The 15821-nt window shown below is 72.2% G+C and carries 8 protein-coding genes and 1 tRNA gene; 4 read left to right on the top strand and 5 right to left on the bottom strand.

All coding sequences use genetic code 11. The annotated features are described in order from the left end of the window. Positions 1-95 precede the first annotated feature (95 nt). The gene (locus H4F70_RS15400) at positions 96-683 is read left to right on the top strand and encodes a TIGR03086 family metal-binding protein (protein ID WP_182357818.1); all 588 of its coding nucleotides are present in this window, start codon (positions 96-98) and stop codon (positions 681-683) included. 20 nt (positions 684-703) lie between these two features. Here the strand turns inward: H4F70_RS15400 and H4F70_RS15395 are convergent, their stop codons facing one another. Together H4F70_RS15395 and H4F70_RS21225 are read right to left on the bottom strand one after the other, a co-directional pair. After that, the gene (locus tag H4F70_RS15395) at positions 704-1087 is read right to left on the bottom strand and encodes a DUF3817 domain-containing protein (RefSeq protein WP_182357817.1); all 384 of its coding nucleotides are present in this window, start codon (positions 1085-1087) and stop codon (positions 704-706) included. Next, positions 1084-1605: a transcriptional regulator gene (locus H4F70_RS21225; protein ID WP_182357816.1), complete on the bottom strand. Its 522-nt coding sequence runs from the start codon at positions 1603-1605 to the stop codon at positions 1084-1086. The genes H4F70_RS15395 and H4F70_RS21225 overlap by 4 nt, the downstream gene beginning before the upstream one ends. A 106-nt stretch (positions 1606-1711) precedes the next feature. Here H4F70_RS21225 and H4F70_RS15385 point away from each other — a divergent pair. Then, positions 1712-1793, top strand: a tRNA-Leu gene (locus tag H4F70_RS15385). A 111-nt stretch (positions 1794-1904) separates the two neighbouring features. Here H4F70_RS15385 and H4F70_RS15380 read toward each other — a convergent pair. Then, on the bottom strand, positions 1905-2258 hold the full coding sequence (locus tag H4F70_RS15380; RefSeq protein WP_182357815.1) for a hypothetical protein: 354 nt from the start codon (positions 2256-2258) through the stop codon (positions 1905-1907). Between the two features lie 443 nt (positions 2259-2701). Next, a complete protein-coding gene (locus tag H4F70_RS15375) occupies positions 2702-3358 on the bottom strand; it encodes a TetR/AcrR family transcriptional regulator (RefSeq protein WP_182357814.1) in 657 nt (218 codons plus the stop codon). Between the two features lie 130 nt (positions 3359-3488). Here H4F70_RS15375 and H4F70_RS15370 point away from each other — a divergent pair, with 130 nt between their 5' ends. After that, positions 3489-5090, top strand: coding sequence for an MFS transporter (locus H4F70_RS15370; RefSeq protein ID WP_182357813.1), 1602 nt, complete (start codon positions 3489-3491; stop codon positions 5088-5090). Between the two features lie 26 nt (positions 5091-5116). Here the strand turns inward: H4F70_RS15370 and H4F70_RS15365 are convergent, their stop codons facing one another. After that, positions 5117-6025: a DUF2268 domain-containing putative Zn-dependent protease gene (locus tag H4F70_RS15365; protein WP_182357812.1), complete on the bottom strand. Its 909-nt coding sequence runs from the start codon at positions 6023-6025 to the stop codon at positions 5117-5119. 461 nt (positions 6026-6486) lie between these two features. On the opposite strand from H4F70_RS15365, the gene H4F70_RS15360 reads away from it, so the two are divergent. Beyond that, complete coding sequence (locus H4F70_RS15360; RefSeq protein WP_235681140.1) at positions 6487-15777, top strand: type I polyketide synthase; 9291 nt, start codon at positions 6487-6489, stop codon at positions 15775-15777. Positions 15778-15821: the final 44 nt, after the last annotated feature.

Genomic DNA, 15821 nt, shown 5'->3' with positions numbered 1-15821 from the left:
GGCGCGCCGACGGGAGAGGATGGACGCCTGCATTTCCGGTTCCGTGTCGCCGATTCCGCCCACGCGCCGGGCGCCGCGGTGGAACCCTGGGTGGCATGGCGATCGATGCGGACGAGGTGTACATCCGGGGGCTGCACTTTTTCACCGACGCGGTCGAGGCGGTGGGGCCGGGCCAGTGGCAGAATCCGTCGCCGTGCGAGGGCTGGCGGGCGCTGGACGTGCTTGGCCACGTGGGCGGCGTGGTGCGGTTCGGCACGGCCCTGCTAGGCGGGAAGGAACCGGGGTGGTCGATCCCGGACCGGCCCGGCGACATCGTCGAGGGCGACCCGCACGCGTGGTGGGCCGGCCTGGCGGGCCCGGCGCGCGGGGCCATCGACGGGGTGGACCTGGATGCCGTCATGGACTCGCCGCGTGGTCCGCGGTCGGTGCGCGAGGGCCTGTCGTTCCCGGCGGTCGACCTGTTCGTGCACGGGTGGGACCTCGTGCACAGCGTGGGCCGCGACGCGGAGATCCCCGCCGATGTCGCCGCGTTCTCCTACAAGCTCGCCGAGCCGATGCCGGAGGAGGTGCTGCGCGGGCCGGGCGTCTTCGGGCCGGAGGTGCGGGTTCCGGGCGGCGCCACCGTCACGCAGAAGCTCGTGGCGTGGATGGGCCGCGACCCCGCATGGGTGCCGCCGGCATGAAGGCGGCGGCTGAGCCGGAGTTAGCTGAGCCCGAACTGTTCCTTGACCTGCTTGGTGCGGATGTGCTCGACATAGAAGGACAGGAACGGGATCGTCCCCGCGATCAGAGTGCCGAGGGTACGGGCAACAGGCCATCGCACGCGCACCGCCAGGTCCATCGTCATCAGCAGGTAGACGAAGTAGATCCAGCCGTGGGCGACGGCGATCCAGCTCAGACCCTCGACGCCGAATCCGTAGGCGGCGATCAGCTCGAAACACAGTGCCAGCAGCCAGACGCCGGTGATCCAGGCGAGCGCGCGGTAGCGCAGGAGTGCGCCGGGGATCTTTCTTTCTTCGGCTGCGAGTGGGCCGGGCTCCTCGGCGCCGACGGGGGCGGGGCGCGTTGCGTCCTCGGCTTCGGTCATCGGCCGCGTCCTTTCATAGAGCGCTCATCGAGCTGGGCAAGATATTCGTTGTACTCACGGAGCTGCTGGTCCGAGGCTGCATGCTCGGCGGGGGCCGGACCTGCCGTGTTCGCGGGGTTGGCGCCGCGCTGCGGCAGCAGGTCCGCCGGGATCTCGGTGACGGCTGGGGCGGAGTCGCGCCCGAGCAGGCGCCCGAGCCTGCCGGGGCCGGAGTCAGGCACCTCGGGCCGTGGGCCGACGGGGGCGGTCGCTGCCGCATCGGAGTCGTCGGACCCCTCGGTGCTCTCGGCGTCGACGATCTCGGCCTGCTGGTCCTCGAGTTTGACGAAGCGTCGGTAGCCGTAGACGCAGAACGCGGCGAACAACGGCCACTGCAATGCATAGCCGAGGTTCTGTCCGGTGCCGGACGCCGACTCGTACCGGTCCCACTGCCACCAGCCCAGCGCGAGACAGGTGGCGGCGGCGGCGATGACGAAGACGATCAGTGTCACCCGGTGCCCTCGACGAGTTCGTGCCACATCACGACGGTACCTGACCTGCGGCTCCGTGGCCGCTCCGGGGACGGTGACGGGGCGCACGCGATGCGCGCGTGCGGCGTGGGCTGCCGTAGGCTGAGCCCCGCACGCGCGAGTGGCGGAACTGGCAGACGCGCTGGATTTAGGTTCCAGTGTCCTAGGACGTGAGGGTTCGAGTCCCTTCTCGCGCACTCTTGAACGCGCCGGCCATCCGATTTCTGGTGACGACGGATGGCCGGATACGCCGTGTCGGCGCGCGGTTCAGGGCAGCCGTACTCGCCGACGCGACGCAGATATCCGCATCAGTGGCATGCAGCCGGCGACTGTGGAACCTGCTCCATCCACTCCGCAACGCGGCGTGTCGCTTCCGGCAGCGTGGGCGCGGTCTCCTGGCAGTCCGACTGGAAATCCTCGGCCTCGACCGGGCCTTCCTCGATCTCACCCTTGACCGGCGTGACGCCTACGAGCTTGAGAATGCCGTCGACGAACAGGTAGGCGCGCCCCTGATTCTCCTCACTGACGGGGAAGATCAGCAGCGGCTCGAGAGGATCTTCAAGAAGGATCGTTCCAGGCACCAGGTCGGTGAGCCGGCGAAGCGCGCTCCAGTCATCATCGTCGATCGGCGCGGTTACGACCGAGACGTTGTACCAGGTCATTGGCCCGACTCCCTTTGCTGCTTCTTCGGTGTGTACCCCTGGTGCGGAATGTCCAACCCTAACCTACGTAGTTGGGCCTTCGCGTTCTTGTCGCCCCTGTGGTCGGAAGGGGTCTTCCCGAACGTCACCGGAGGCGCTTGGCGGTTGGTGCGAGGATCGATCAAGCCCGTCGGCGGTACAAGTTGAGGATGTCCATCGGCCGTCTCGCGGACCGACCAGCCGGCATCCTCCGCAATGTGAATGACGTCTTTGAGTCGCTTGCGAAAGCCTGTCATTTCGGCGACTGCCCCCAGTCTAGGCCGAGTACCTGCACTTATCACGCAAAATGCAGACTACATCACACAGTTCGCCCAGCTATGCAGGGGCGGGCGCATGACACGTGGAGATGGCAAGTCGTACAAGCCTCTGCTCAGCTCGGCAAGCGGGACCTGCAAGCCGATGGGTCAGTCTCGGGATGAGCGGGCCGCGAGGAAGTCGTCGACGATCCGTGCGCGCTGTTCGCGGTCGACCGGTGGCAGCGCGGCCAGCCGCGCGAAGACCAGCGGGCCGGTCAGCTGCAGCATGGCCAAGGTGTTGTCGTACTCGCCGATCTCCGCGCGTACTTCCGGGCTGTCGAGCAGGGCGTCGAACGGCTCGCGGTATTGGGAGACGACCCGTTCGCGCAGCGATGCGGTGTCGGTGTCGGGGTCGGAATCCGTGTCGCCCGCCGCGGCGCGGTCGGGGCCTATCGCCAGCCACCCGAACACGGTCAGATGCAGCGGCGCGCCCTCGATCGACTCGGCGATGGCGTCCATCAAGGTGATCAGCCGCTCGCGGGTGGTTCCCTGCGTCGGCGGCGCCGCGACCGGCGGGATGAGCCGTTCGAAGGCCGCGGTGACCAGCGCGGCGCTGTTGTCGAAGTGCCGGTACAGGGTGGTGCGCGCGACCTTGGACGCCTTCGTCACCGCCTCGACCGTGACGGCCTCCACCCCGCCGGAGCTGAGGAGGTTCGTCGCGGCGTCGAGCAGGCGCGACCGCGAGCGCCGACGCCGAGGGTCCTCCTCGGCGGGCTCGCCGGGGCCGTCGGCGGCGGGTTCGGGGCGCGGTTGCTTCGCAATCATCGTCGTCAGTATGGCCCGGCTTTCCCTCGAGCGCACCGTCACAACCCCCGAAACGACACTTCTTGTATCGAAACGATACCGTCTGTAGCGTAAGTTGCGGACGGGTTGGAGCGGCTGAGGGAGCATAGCGATGACGCACGTGGTGGTGGACGAGCATGCGGCCGTGGTGGCGGCCGCGCCGGGACCCGGCGCGCGCCGGTGGATCGTCGCCGTCGCGTGTGCCGCGGTGACGATCATCATCGCCTCGATGGCCGCGCTTTACACCGCGCTGCCGGACATCGCCACGTCCACCGGCGCCACACAGGCGCAGTTGACCTGGATCGTCGACGGATACACCCTGGCGCTCGCCTGCCTTGTGCTGCCCGCCGGCGCGGTGGGAGACCGGTACGGTCGCCGGGTGGTGCTCGTCGCCGGGCTCGCCGTGTTCACCGCCGGATCGGTGCTGCCGCTGCTGGTGCAGCAGCCGGTGTGGATCATTGCCGCCCGCGTGCTGGCGGGGGTCGGCGCCGCGGCCGTCATGCCGTCCACGCTGTCGCTGCTGACAGGGCTGCTGCCCGCGGACCGCCGGGGGAGCGTCATCGGCCTGTGGGCCGGGGTCGCGGGCGCGGCCGGCGTGGTGGGCATCGTCGGTTCCGGCGCGCTGGTGCAGGTGTGGTCGTGGGAGTCGATCTTCGTCGTGCTGGCCGCGGCCGGCGCGGTGATGATGCTCGCCGCGACGACGCTCCCGGAATCGCGCTCGCCCGTGCCGCCGCGGATCGACGTGCTCGGCAGCGTGCTGGTGGCCGCGGGCCTGGGGCTTCTCGTGTTCGGGATCATCTCGGGGCCCGAACACGGTTGGACCTCGGCGCCGGTACTCGCGACCATCGGCGTGGGGCTGATGCTGGTGGCCGCGTTCGTGGCGGCGCAGCTGCGCCTGCGCGAGCCGCTGCTGGACGTGCGGCTGTTCCGCAGCAGGGGTTTCTCGGCCGGTGCGCTGTCGCTGACGGTGCAGTTCGGCGTCACGTTCGGGGTGTTCCTCATCCTCATCCAGTACCTGCAGCTGGTGCTGGGGTACAGCCCCTTCGGCGCGTCGCTGGCCATCGCCCCGATGATGGCCCCGCTGATGCTGGTGGCGATGGTGTCGCCGTGGATCGCGGCGCGGGCGGGGCTCAAGCCCGTGATGGTGGTCGGGATGGCGGCCATCGCGGCCGGGCTATTCGTGCTGCGCGCGATCGACGCCGGTTCCACCTACGTCGACGTGCTCTGGCCGGTGCTCATCATGAGCGCCGGGCTGGGCCTCACCGCGGCGCCCGCCACCAACGTGATCGTCTCGGAGGCGCCCGTGGACAAGCAGGGCGTCGCCGCGGCCGTCAACGACGCCACCCGGGAGGTGGGGGCCAGCCTCGGCATCGCCGTGGCGGGGAGCCTGCTGGCGGCCGGATATGCGAACGGCATCGGTCCCGTGCTCGATCGCCTACCGGAGGTGGCGCGGGAGCCGGTGGGCGACTCGCTCGCCGGCGCGCTGGCCGTGGCCGAACAGGCCGGGCCGTCGGGCGATGCGCTGGTGTCCGTCGCGGAGCGGGCATTCCTCGACGGCGTGTCGAGTGCGGGACTCGTGCTCGCCTGCGTCGCCGTGGCAGGAGCGGTGTTCATGGCGTGGTGGGCGCCGGGAAAGGGGGCCGCGCGGCGGGCGGCAGGGCTCGATCGGCGCGCGGCGGCCGGGACGGACGGGACTGACCTCGAGCTGTACTGACCGGGAGAGGACGTTCGACGTGCTGCTCAGTGTGCGGCGTCGACGGACAGCCCCAGCCGTGGCAGCGCGATGCGCAGGATCTCGGAGGCGGGCGTTCTGACAGATTCGGCGGCGGTGGTGCCCGTGGCGTCGAGGTATGCCCGGACAAGCCGAGCGCCGGCCGCATAGCCGGCCCCGGTCGGCAAGCCGACGGGCTCGGAACCGAACAGCCGCGCGCTGGAGTCGCCGAGCACCCACGCTGCGAAGTCTGTCATGCCGGTGACGCCCAGACCGCTCGCGACCTTCGCCAAGACCTGGTCGTCGGAGCGGGTTTCGCCGCGCACGAAGTGGGTGTATCCCGCGTCGCCGTACAGCTCGGACGCGAAAACGTCGGCGAGCCCTTCGGATACGACATGCTCGCCGACAGTCACGGTCTGGGGGTCCCACACGATCCCGCCGGGCGAGTAGCGCACGTTGTGGTGCAGTTCGTGGACCGCGATGGCTTCGAGGCGGTCGAGTACGCGTGAGTCGGGCCAGACGGTGAGGGCGATGTAGCCGCTGATGCCGCCGAAACCGGAGATCCCTTGCACTTCGTCGATGAAGTGCTTGCTGGTCGGATCCCCCAGGACGAGCAGTACGTTCAGGTCGGGGATGCTCACACCCGGATCGGCGGACGCCAACGCTGCGAGGCCGTCCTCAAGGGCCTTCTCGATGCGGGTCCACGCATCGGCCGCGACAAGGGATTCCAGACCTTCGCGAACCTGCTCGATCGCGGAGTCGGGACGGAAGCCGAAGTTCTGCTGGTGCACGGTGGCCATATCCACGCCGCCGGGGATGAAGTGGTACATCCCCGCCATCGGAGCCCACATGTCACGGATGAGGTCGGCGCGATCCTTCGCGTCCGCTGTCAGGATCCGGTCCATGTCCGAGGCGCTGTCGATCATTGCAATGGTCATGACAAACGACCGTAATCACTGCCGTTGCGGCAAGGTCGACCGTTTCCTCGATCCATGTCCTCGATCAATCCATCCGAGGGTCGTCGAACGCCCTCACTGCAACCCCTCTTCCCTGGGCGAACGTCCTGATCGTGGGAACGCCCGGACACGGCCGAAGCGCCCGTCCGTGACCGGATTGTGATCGAAAACACAGCGCGAACCAACACTGCACATCAGCGGATTTCTACCCGTGGGTACCCCTTTTTCTACTCGTGGGTACCTCGATAGCGCCGAGAAACGTGAGGAGTCCCTCATGATTCTGTGGCAATCTTCTCTACGGAGACATCGCCGTGGATCGGACGGCAGCGACGGCTGCGCGGCCACCGGCGCAGAGCGCCGCCGCACCGGGTCCGGGATGTCGACAGACCACGCGCACGGCCGCACGCCAGGCCCGCCGCGGAGCCGACGGAGAGGAACCCCACGTGACCATCGAGGCATTCGGATCAGGCCGCGACGACGACTCCACCGGAGCCGACGCGGCCGCCGCCGACGGTGCCGCCGCGCCCCGCGGCGGCACGCCCCTGGCCGACAGGCTCCGGGGCGGGGAGAAGTACGCGGTCGCCTTCGGCGGGCAGGGGGCCCCGTGGCTGGACTCGCTCACCGAGCTGGCGACCGACGCCCAGCTCGAAGGCGAGCTCACCGCGCTGGTGGAGGAGTCCGAGCGCATCCTGGCGCCGGTGCGTTCCGAGCTGCTCGTGGTGCGCCCGTCCGGCTTCGACCCCATCGGGTGGGGCATCGAGGCGACGCGCCCGCGGCAGTCCGCACTGACCTCCGCGGCGATCTCGCTGCCCGGCGTGCTGCTGACCCAGCTGGCCGCGGTGCGGTCGCTGGCGGAGAACGGCCTCGACCTGCGCTCCGACGAGATCGGCGCCCACAGCGTCGCCACGCTCGGGCATTCGCAGGGCGTGCTCGCCGCCGAGGCGCTCGCCGCCGGCGGACGTGAGGATGCGCGCCTGCTCGCGCTCGCCCAGCTCATCGGCGCCGCCGCCACCCTCGTGTCGCGCCGGCGCGGCCTCATCGGCACCACCGACCGTTCCCCCATGCTCGCCGTCTCCGGCGTGGACCCCGAGCGCATCGAAGCCGCGCTCACCGAGGTGTTCGGCGCCCGCACCCTGGACCGCCCGGTGCTCGCGATCCGCAACGGCCGCCGCCGTATCGTGCTCACCGGCGACCCGGACCAGCTCGCCCGCCTGCGCACGCACTGCGAGGGCATCGCCGCTCGGGAGAAGGACGAGCGCGCCGACAAGATCACCGGCGGCGCCCCCTTCGCCCCGGTCTTCGAGCACGTGGCCGTCGAGGCCGGATTCCACCACCCCGGTCTGCGTGAGGCCGTGCAGATGGTGGCCGACTGGGCGGAGCGCTGCGGGCTCGACGTCGAGCAGGCCGCTCGCCTGACCGATGCGATCCTCGTCGCCCCCGTCGACTGGGTGGTCTCGGTCGATTCCGCCGTCGACGCCGGGGCCCGCTGGGTCCTGGACCTGGGCCCCGGAGACCTGCTCACACGCATGACCGCCGGCGTGGTGCGCGGCACCGGCGTGGGCGTGGTGCCGGCATCGACCCGCGCCGGCCAGCGCAACCTTTTCACCCCCGGCGCCGCGCCGGAGGTCGAGTCGCCCTGGTCGCAGTTCGCGCCCACGGCCAAGACGCTGCCGGACGGCCGCGTCGTCGTGGAGACCGCGTTCACCCGCCTCACCGGCCGTTCCCCGATCCTCCTCGCGGGCATGACGCCCACCACCGTCGACGCGCGCATCGTCGCGGCCGCGGCCAACGCCGGCCACTGGGCCGAGCTGGCCGGCGGCGGGCAGGTCACCGAGGAGATTTTCCTGGGCCGCATCGACGAGCTGAACGCGCTGCTGGAGCCGGGCCGCGCCGTGCAGTTCAACTCGCTGTTCCTCGACCCGTACCTGTGGAAGCTGCAGGTGGGCGGTAAGCGGCTGGTGCAGAAGGCGCGCACCACCGGCGCCGCGCTCGACGGCCTCATCGTCACCGCAGGCATCCCCGAGCTCGAGGACGCGCTGGCGCTCATCGAGGAGCGCGCCGAGGTCGGCATCCCCTACATCGCCTTCAAGCCGGGCACGGTGGCGCAGATCCGTTCGGTGGTGCGCATCGCCGCCGAGGTGCCCGACTACCCGATCATCGTGCAGGTCGAGGGCGGCAAGGCCGGCGGCCACCACTCCTGGGAGGACCTCGACGACCTGCTTCTGACCACCTACGGCGAGCTCCGCGCGCGCGCCAACATCGTGGTGTGCGTGGGCGGCGGCATCGGCACGCCCGAGCGCGCGGCCGACTACCTCACCGGCCGCTGGTCCACGCAGCACGGCTTCCCCACCATGCCCGTCGACGGCATCCTCGTCGGCACGGCCGCGATGGCCACCCTCGAGGCCACCACGGCCCCCGAGGTCAAGCGGATGCTCGTCGAGACCCCCGGCACGCCCGGGTGGATCGGCGCCGGCACCGCGGAGGGCGGCATGGCCTCCGGCCGCAGCCAGCTGGGCGCCGACATCCACGAGATCGACAACGCCGCGTCCCGCTGCGGCCGGCTGCTCGACGACGTGGCCGGCGACGCCGACGCGGTCGCCGAGCGGCGCGACGAGATCATCGCCGCCATGGCGGGCACCGCCAAGCCGTACTTCGGCGACGTCGCCGCCATGCCGTACGAGCGGTGGCTGCGCCGCTACGTCGAGCTGACCATGGGCCACGACCTGGCCGACGGCGACGCGGTGTGGGCGGACGTGACCTGGCGCGACCGTTTCGGCGAGATGCTGCGCCGCGCGGAGGCCCGCCTGAGCCCCATCGAGCACGGCCCCATCCCCACGCTGTTCGACGCCGACGCCGCGACGCTGGACGCCCCGGAGGCGGCGGTGGACGCGCTGGTCGCGCAGTACCCGGCGGCCACCTCCACGCTGCTGCACCCGGCGGACGTGTCGTTCTTCGTCGACTTGTGCCGTACGCCTGGGAAGCCGGTGAACTTCGTGCCGGTCATCGACAAGGACGTGCGCCGCTGGTGGCGGTCCGACTCGCTGTGGCAGGCCCACGACGCGCGCTACGGCGCGGACGAGGTGTGCATCATCCCCGGCCCGGTGTCCGTCGCCGGGATCACCCGCGCCGACGAGCCGGTGGGCGAGCTGCTCGACCGGTTCGAGAAGGCCACGGCCGACGAGCTGCTCGCCGGCAACGGCGCCGCAGCGGCGATCCCGGCGCGCCGGCACCTGGGCGTCGGCGACGCGGTGGCCGACGCCGTGGACCTCGTGCTGGCCTCGCCGGACATCCGTTGGGCGGGCCGCCACACCATCAACCCGGTGCACCGCCTGGGCGCGCCGTCCGAGTGGCGGCTCACCGGCGACGGCGCCGAGCACCCGCTCACCGGTGCCACGCTGGCCGTCGCCGACGAGGGCGCCGCGCTGCTGCTCACCGTGCCGCTGGTGGGCGAGCAGGCCGTGCGCATCCGCATCACCGTGCCGGCCAGCGCCGTCGACGGCGGGACCCCGCTGGTCAGCGCGGCCGACGCGGAGGCGGCGATGTCCGAGCTGCTCGGCGTGGCCGCGGGCCAGGAGCTGCCCGAGGTGAAGGGCGGTGTGGCCAGGATCAACCTGGCGTGGACCCCCGACCTCATCGCCGACCACGGCGGCGTCACCGCCGCGGGGCTGCCCGACGACTTCGTCCCGGGCGCCGCGGGCGTGCCGGACGTGCTCGTGGGCGCCTGCTGGCCTGCCGTGTTCGCGGCCATCGGCGCCGCCCGCGTGCCCGGCTCGGACTCCGCGTCCGTCATCGAGGGCATGCTGGACCTGGTGCACCTGGACCACGCCATCGGCCTGGCCGGGGCGCTGCCGTCGGAGCCGTCGATCCTCACGGTGCGTGCCGAGGCCGCCGAGGTCTCCGACTCCGACTTGGGCCGCGTCGTCGAGGTCGCCGTCAAGGTCGGCTCCGTCCGCGACCTGGGCCTGGAATCGACTCCCGTCGCCGAGCTCACCGAGCGCTTCGCCATCCGCGGGCGCGCCGGGCGCGGCGAACTGGACGACCCGCAGCGTGCGGGCGGCAGGACGGGCGAGGTGCACGAGAGCCCCCGCCGTCGCCGCCGCCAGGTGACCGTGCAGGCGCCCATCGCGATGGACGCGTTCGCCCAGGTCTCCGGTGACCACAACCCCATCCACGTTTCCGACTCGGCGGCCAGGCTGGCGGGCCTGGGCTCGCCGATCGTGCACGGCATGTGGCTGTCGGCCGCGGCGCAGCAGGTGGCCACCGCCACGCTGTACGAGGGCACCGACAAGCAGGCAGGCTGGGCGCCCACCCCGCTGGCCGGGTGGACCGCGCGGTTCCTCGCGCCGGTGCGCCCGGGCGCCGAGATCGACGTGCGCGTCGAGCGCGTGGGCCTGGACGCCGGCCGCGAGGTCATCGAGGTGTCCTGCCGGGTCGAGGGCGAGCTGGTCATGATCGCCAGCGGCGTGCTCGACGCGCCGCGCACCGTGTACGCGTTCCCCGGCCAGGGCATCCAGCACAAGGGGATGGGCCTGGACGCGCGCGCCTCCTCGCCGGCCGCCAAGAAGGTGTGGGAGCGCGCCGACAAGCACACCCGCGCGGCGCTCGGTTTCTCGATCCTCGCCGTGGTGCGCGACAACCCCACCACGCTGACCGCCAAGGGCGAGACCTACCAGCACCCGGACGGCGTGCTGTTCCTCACCCAGTTCACCCAGGTCGCCATGGCCACTCTGGCCTGCGCCCAGGTGGCGGAGCTGCGTGAGGCCGGCGCCTTCGTCGAGGGCTCGCTGTTCGCGGGCCACTCGGTGGGCGAGTACAACGCCCTCGCCGCCGTCGCCCAGGTGCTGCCGCTGGAGGCCGTCCTGGAGGTGGTGTTCCACCGCGGCAGCGCGATGCACCACCTGGTGCCGCGCGACGCGGAGGGCCGCAGTGACTACCGGCTGGGCGCCATCCGTCCGTCCCAGGCGGGTATCGCCGACGACGACGTGACCGATTACGTGGAGCGCATCGCGGCGGAGTCCGGCGAGTTCCTGCAGGTGGTCAACTACAACCTGCGCGGGTCGCAGTACGCGATCGCCGGCACCGTCGCCGGCCTGGACGCCTTGTCCGACGACATCGACGCGCGCCGGCTCGCGCGCGGCGGCAAGAAGGCGTTCATCCTGGTGCCCGGCATCGACGTGCCGTTCCACTCGCGCGTGCTGCTGGGTGGTGTTCCCGAGTTCCGGCAGACGCTCGAGAAGCTGGTGCCGCACGACATCGACCCGGCCATCCTCGTCGGCCGGTACATCCCCAACCTGGTGCCGCGGGCGTTCACGCTGGACCGCGCGTTCGTCCAGGAGATCCGCGACCTGGTGCCGGCCGAATCGCTCGACGCGGTGCTCGGCGACTACGACACCTGGGCGGCCGACCCGTCCGCGCTCACCCGCATCCTGCTGATCGAGCTGCTCGCGTGGCAGTTCGCCAGCCCGGTGCGCTGGATCGAGACGCAGGACCTGCTGTTCTCCGAGGAGGAGACCGGCGGGCTGGACGTCGAGCGGTTCGTCGAGGTGGGCGTGGGGCGCATGCCGACGGTCGCCAACCTGGCCTCGCAGACGCTCAAGCTGCCGGGGCGGGTCGGCGCCGGGCCGCAGGTGCTCAACTCGGAGCGCGAACGTGCGATCCTGCTGTGCACCGACACCGAGCCGGAACCCGTGGAAGAGGCGGCCGACGAGCCGGCCGCCTCCGCCGAGGCCGCAACCGCGGAGGCCCCCGCCGCGGCCGCACCGGCCGCCCCCGCGGCGCCGGCCGGCGGACCGCGCCCCGACGACATCCCGTTCACCGCCGGCGACGCCACCCGCACGCTCGTCGCGCTGTGGACCAAACTGCGCGCCGACCAGATGACCGGCGCCGACACCATCGAGTCGCTCACCGACGGCGCCTCGTCGCGCCGCAACCAGCTGCTGGTGGACCTGGGGGCGGAGCTCAACCTGGGCGCCATCGACGGCGCGGCCGAGGCCGCCATGCCGCAGCTGGAGAGCACGGTGGTGGGCCTGGCCCGCACCTACAAGCCGTTCGGCCCGGTGCTCACCGACGCCGTCGGCGACCAGCTGCGCCGCGTGTTCGGCCCGTCGGGCAAGCGCCCCGCCCACATCGGCGACCGCGTGCGCGGCGAGTGGGAGCTGGGCGACGGCTGGGTCAGCCACGTCACCGCCATGCTGGCCCTGGGCACCCGCGACGGCTCGTCGGTGCGCGGCGGCGACCTGGGCGGTCTCATCGACGGCCCCGTCACCGACGGAGGCGCGGCAGACGCGCTGATCGACGCGGCAGTGCTCGCCGTGGGCGAGGCCCGCGGCGTCGCGGTGAGCAAGCCGGCGGCCGCGGCCGGCGGCGGGGTCGCGGACTCGGCCGCGCTCGGCGAGTTCGCGGAGAAGGTCACCGGACCGGCGGGCGTGCTCGCCGAGACGGCACGCACCATCCTCGCGCAGCTCGGCATGGCCGACGTCGCAGACGCGCAGGCCGGCGCCGAGCAGTCCGGCGCCGAGCTGGCGGACCTGATCTCCGACGAGCTCGGCTCCGACTGGGCCCGCCAGGTGGCGCCCGCGTTCGACGCGCGCAAGGCGGTGCTGCTCGACGACCGCTGGGCCAGCGCCCGCGAGGACCTGGCCCGCATGTGGCTGGCGTCCGCCGAGGAGATCGGCGAGCTGGCCGACGGGTTCGCCACGGTCGACGACGCCGTCGCCGCGCACGCCGACTGGTGGCGGCGCCGCGCCGAGCGCGAGGGCCGCGATTCCCTGGCCGCCGAGTACGCCGCCATCGCCGCGGCCCCGCGCACGGCGGGCCGCACCGGCGAGTTCGCTGCCGACACCGCGGTGGTCACGGGCGCGGGCAAGGGGTCGATCGCCGGCGCGGTCGTCGGCGAACTGCTCGCCGGCGGCGCCACCGTCATCGCCACCACCTCGTCGCTGACGCAGAAGAAGCTCGCCTACTTCCGCGAGCTCTACCGCACCAGCGCCCGCGAAGGCGCGGCGCTGTGGGTGCTGCCGGTGAACATGGCCTCGTTCTCCGACGTGGACGCGCTGATCGACTGGATCGGCACCGAACAGACCGAATCGGCCGGCGGCAAGTCCACCGTCATCAAGGAGCCGATGACGCCGACGATGCTGTTCCCCTTCGCCGCGCCCCGCGTGGTGGGGGACCTGCGCGACGCCGGCGCCAAGTCCGAGCTGCAGATGCGCGTGCTGCTGTGGGCGGTCGAGCGCCTCGTCGCCGGGCTCTCCGGTATCGGCGCCGACCACGACATCGCCGCGCGGCTGCACGTGGTCCTGCCGGGCTCGCCCAACCGCGGCACGTTCGGCGGCGACGGCGCCTACGGCGAATCCAAGGCCTCGCTGGACGCGCTGGTCAACCGCTGGCATGCCGAGCGCGGCTGGGGCGAACGCGTCACGTTGGTGCACGCGATCATCGGCTGGGTGCGCGGCACCGGGCTGATGGGCGGCAACGACCCGCTGGTCGAGCAGGTCGAGGCCAAGGGCGTGCGCACGTGGGCGCCGGACGAGATCGCCGTGGAGCTGCTCGGCGCCGCGTCGCACGAGGCGCGCGACCACGCGGCGGCCGCCCCGCAGACGCTGGACCTCACCGGCGGGCTCGGCGAGGCCGACCTGGACCTGGCCGAGCTGGCGGGCACCCAGGAGGAGGCCGACGCGGAATCCTCGGATGCGGAGGAGTTCGCCGGCAGCGTCCAGGCCACGATCGACGCGCTGCCCTGCCCGCCGGAGCTGCGGCTGAGCGCCACCGCCCCGAGCTGGCCGGAGGTCACCGCGGCGCCGGAGGAGCTCGTCGTCATCGTCGGCGCGGGCGAGCTGGGGCCCTACGGCTCCGCGCGCACCCGCTTCGAGATGGAGGTGGACGAGCAGCTGTCGCCGGCGGGCGTGCTCGAGCTCGCCTGGAGCACCGGCATGGTCACCTGGGAGACCACCCCCAAGGCCGGCTGGTACGACGCGGAGTCGGGCGACCAGGTGCCCGAGGCGCAGATCTGGGAGCGCTACCACGACGCCGTGGTCGAGCGCTGCGGAATCCGGCTCTTCGACGACGACGGCGCGATGGTCGAGCAGACCTCGCCGCTGCTCACGTCGGTATTCCTCGACAAGGACCTCACCTTCACGGTGTCGTCCGAGGCGGAGGCGCGGGCGTTCGTCGACGCGGACCCGGAGCGCACCACCGTGGCGTCGGTGCCGGAGACGGGCGACTGGAAGGTCACCCGCAAGGCCGGCACCGAGATCCGCGTGCCCCGCCGGGTGAACCTCACCCGCACCGTCGGCGGCCAGATTCCCACGGGATTCGACCCCACCGTGTGGGGCATCCCGGCGGACATGGCCGAGGCGATCGACCGCGTGGCCCAGTGGAACCTGGTGTGCACCGTGGACGCGTTCCTGTCCGCGGGCTTCAGCCCCGCCGAGATGCTGCGTTGGGTGCACCCCACGCAGGTGGCCAACACGCAGGGCACCGGCATGGGCGGCATGACCTCCATGCGGGCGCTGTACGTGGACAACCTGCTGGGCGAGCCGCACGCCAACGACACGCTGCAGGAGGCGCTGCCCAACGTCATCGCCGCGCACGTGGTGCAGTCGTACGTCGGCGGCTACGGAGCCATGGTGCACCCGGTGGCGGCCTGCGCCACGGCGGCCGTGTCCGTCGAGGAGGGCGTGGACAAGATCCGGCTGGGCAAGGCCGATTTCGCGGTGGCCGGCGGGTTCGACGACCTGTCCATCGAGGGCATCGTCGGGTTCGGCGACATGTCCGCCACCGCCGACTCGGAGGCCATGGCGGCCAAGGGCATCGACCCGCGCCGTTTCTCGCGGGCCAACGACCGGCGCCGCGGCGGGTTCGTCGAGTCGGCCGGCGGCGGCACGGTGCTGTTGGCGCGCGGCGACGTGGCCGCGCGGATGGGCCTGCCCGTCCTCGGCGTGGTCGCCTGGGCCGGGTCGCATGCCGACGGCGTCCACACCTCGATCCCGGCGCCCCGGATCGGCGCGCTGGGTGTGGCGCGCGGCGGCCGCACTTCGCAGCTGGCGAAGGCGCTGGCCACCGTCGGGCTGACGGTGGACGACGTGGCGGTGGTGTCCAAGCACGACACCTCCACCGCGGCCAACGACCCCAACGAGTCGGAGCTGCACGAGCGCATCGCCGACGCGCTGGGCCGCGACCCGGGCAACCCGCTGTTCGTCGTCTCGCAGAAGACGCTCACCGGGCACTCCAAGGGCGGTGCGGCGGCGTTCCAGTTGATCGGGCTGTGCCAGGTGCTCGGTGCGGGCATCATTCCGCCCAACCGCAGCCTGGACTGCGTCGACGGGGCCTTCACCGAGTACCCGCGGCTGGTGTGGACCCGGGAGGAGCCGCTGCGGTTCGGCAACGAGATGCCGCTGCGGGCCGGGCTGCTCACGAGCCTGGGCTTCGGGCACGTCGCCGGGCTCATCGCGGTGGCGCACCCGGAGGCGTTCGTCGCCTCGCTGCCCGAGAGCGCGCGGGAGGCCTACCGCGCCAAGGCCGCCGAGCGTCAGGTGGCGGGCGCGCGCCGGCTCACCCAGGCGATGGTCGGCGGCGCGGAGCTCTACGAGCGCCCCGAGGGTCGGCGCTTCGACGGGCTCGGATGCTCGGCCACGGGCACGGTGTCCATCAAGGAGCACGAGGCCGCGATGCTCCTCGAACCGCAGGCCCGTCTCAACAGTGAGGGCGAATACCGCCTGCGCGGGGAGGGATGAGCGCGGACAGGAATGGATGTTGAGCGCATGTGTGTGATCATCGG

This window comes from Tomitella gaofuii, assembly GCF_014126825.1.
Lineage (GTDB): Bacteria > Actinomycetota > Actinomycetes > Mycobacteriales > Mycobacteriaceae > Tomitella > Tomitella gaofuii.
The sequence above is the reverse complement of the archived record's forward strand: the minus strand, read 5'-3'. Positions and strand labels throughout refer to the sequence as shown.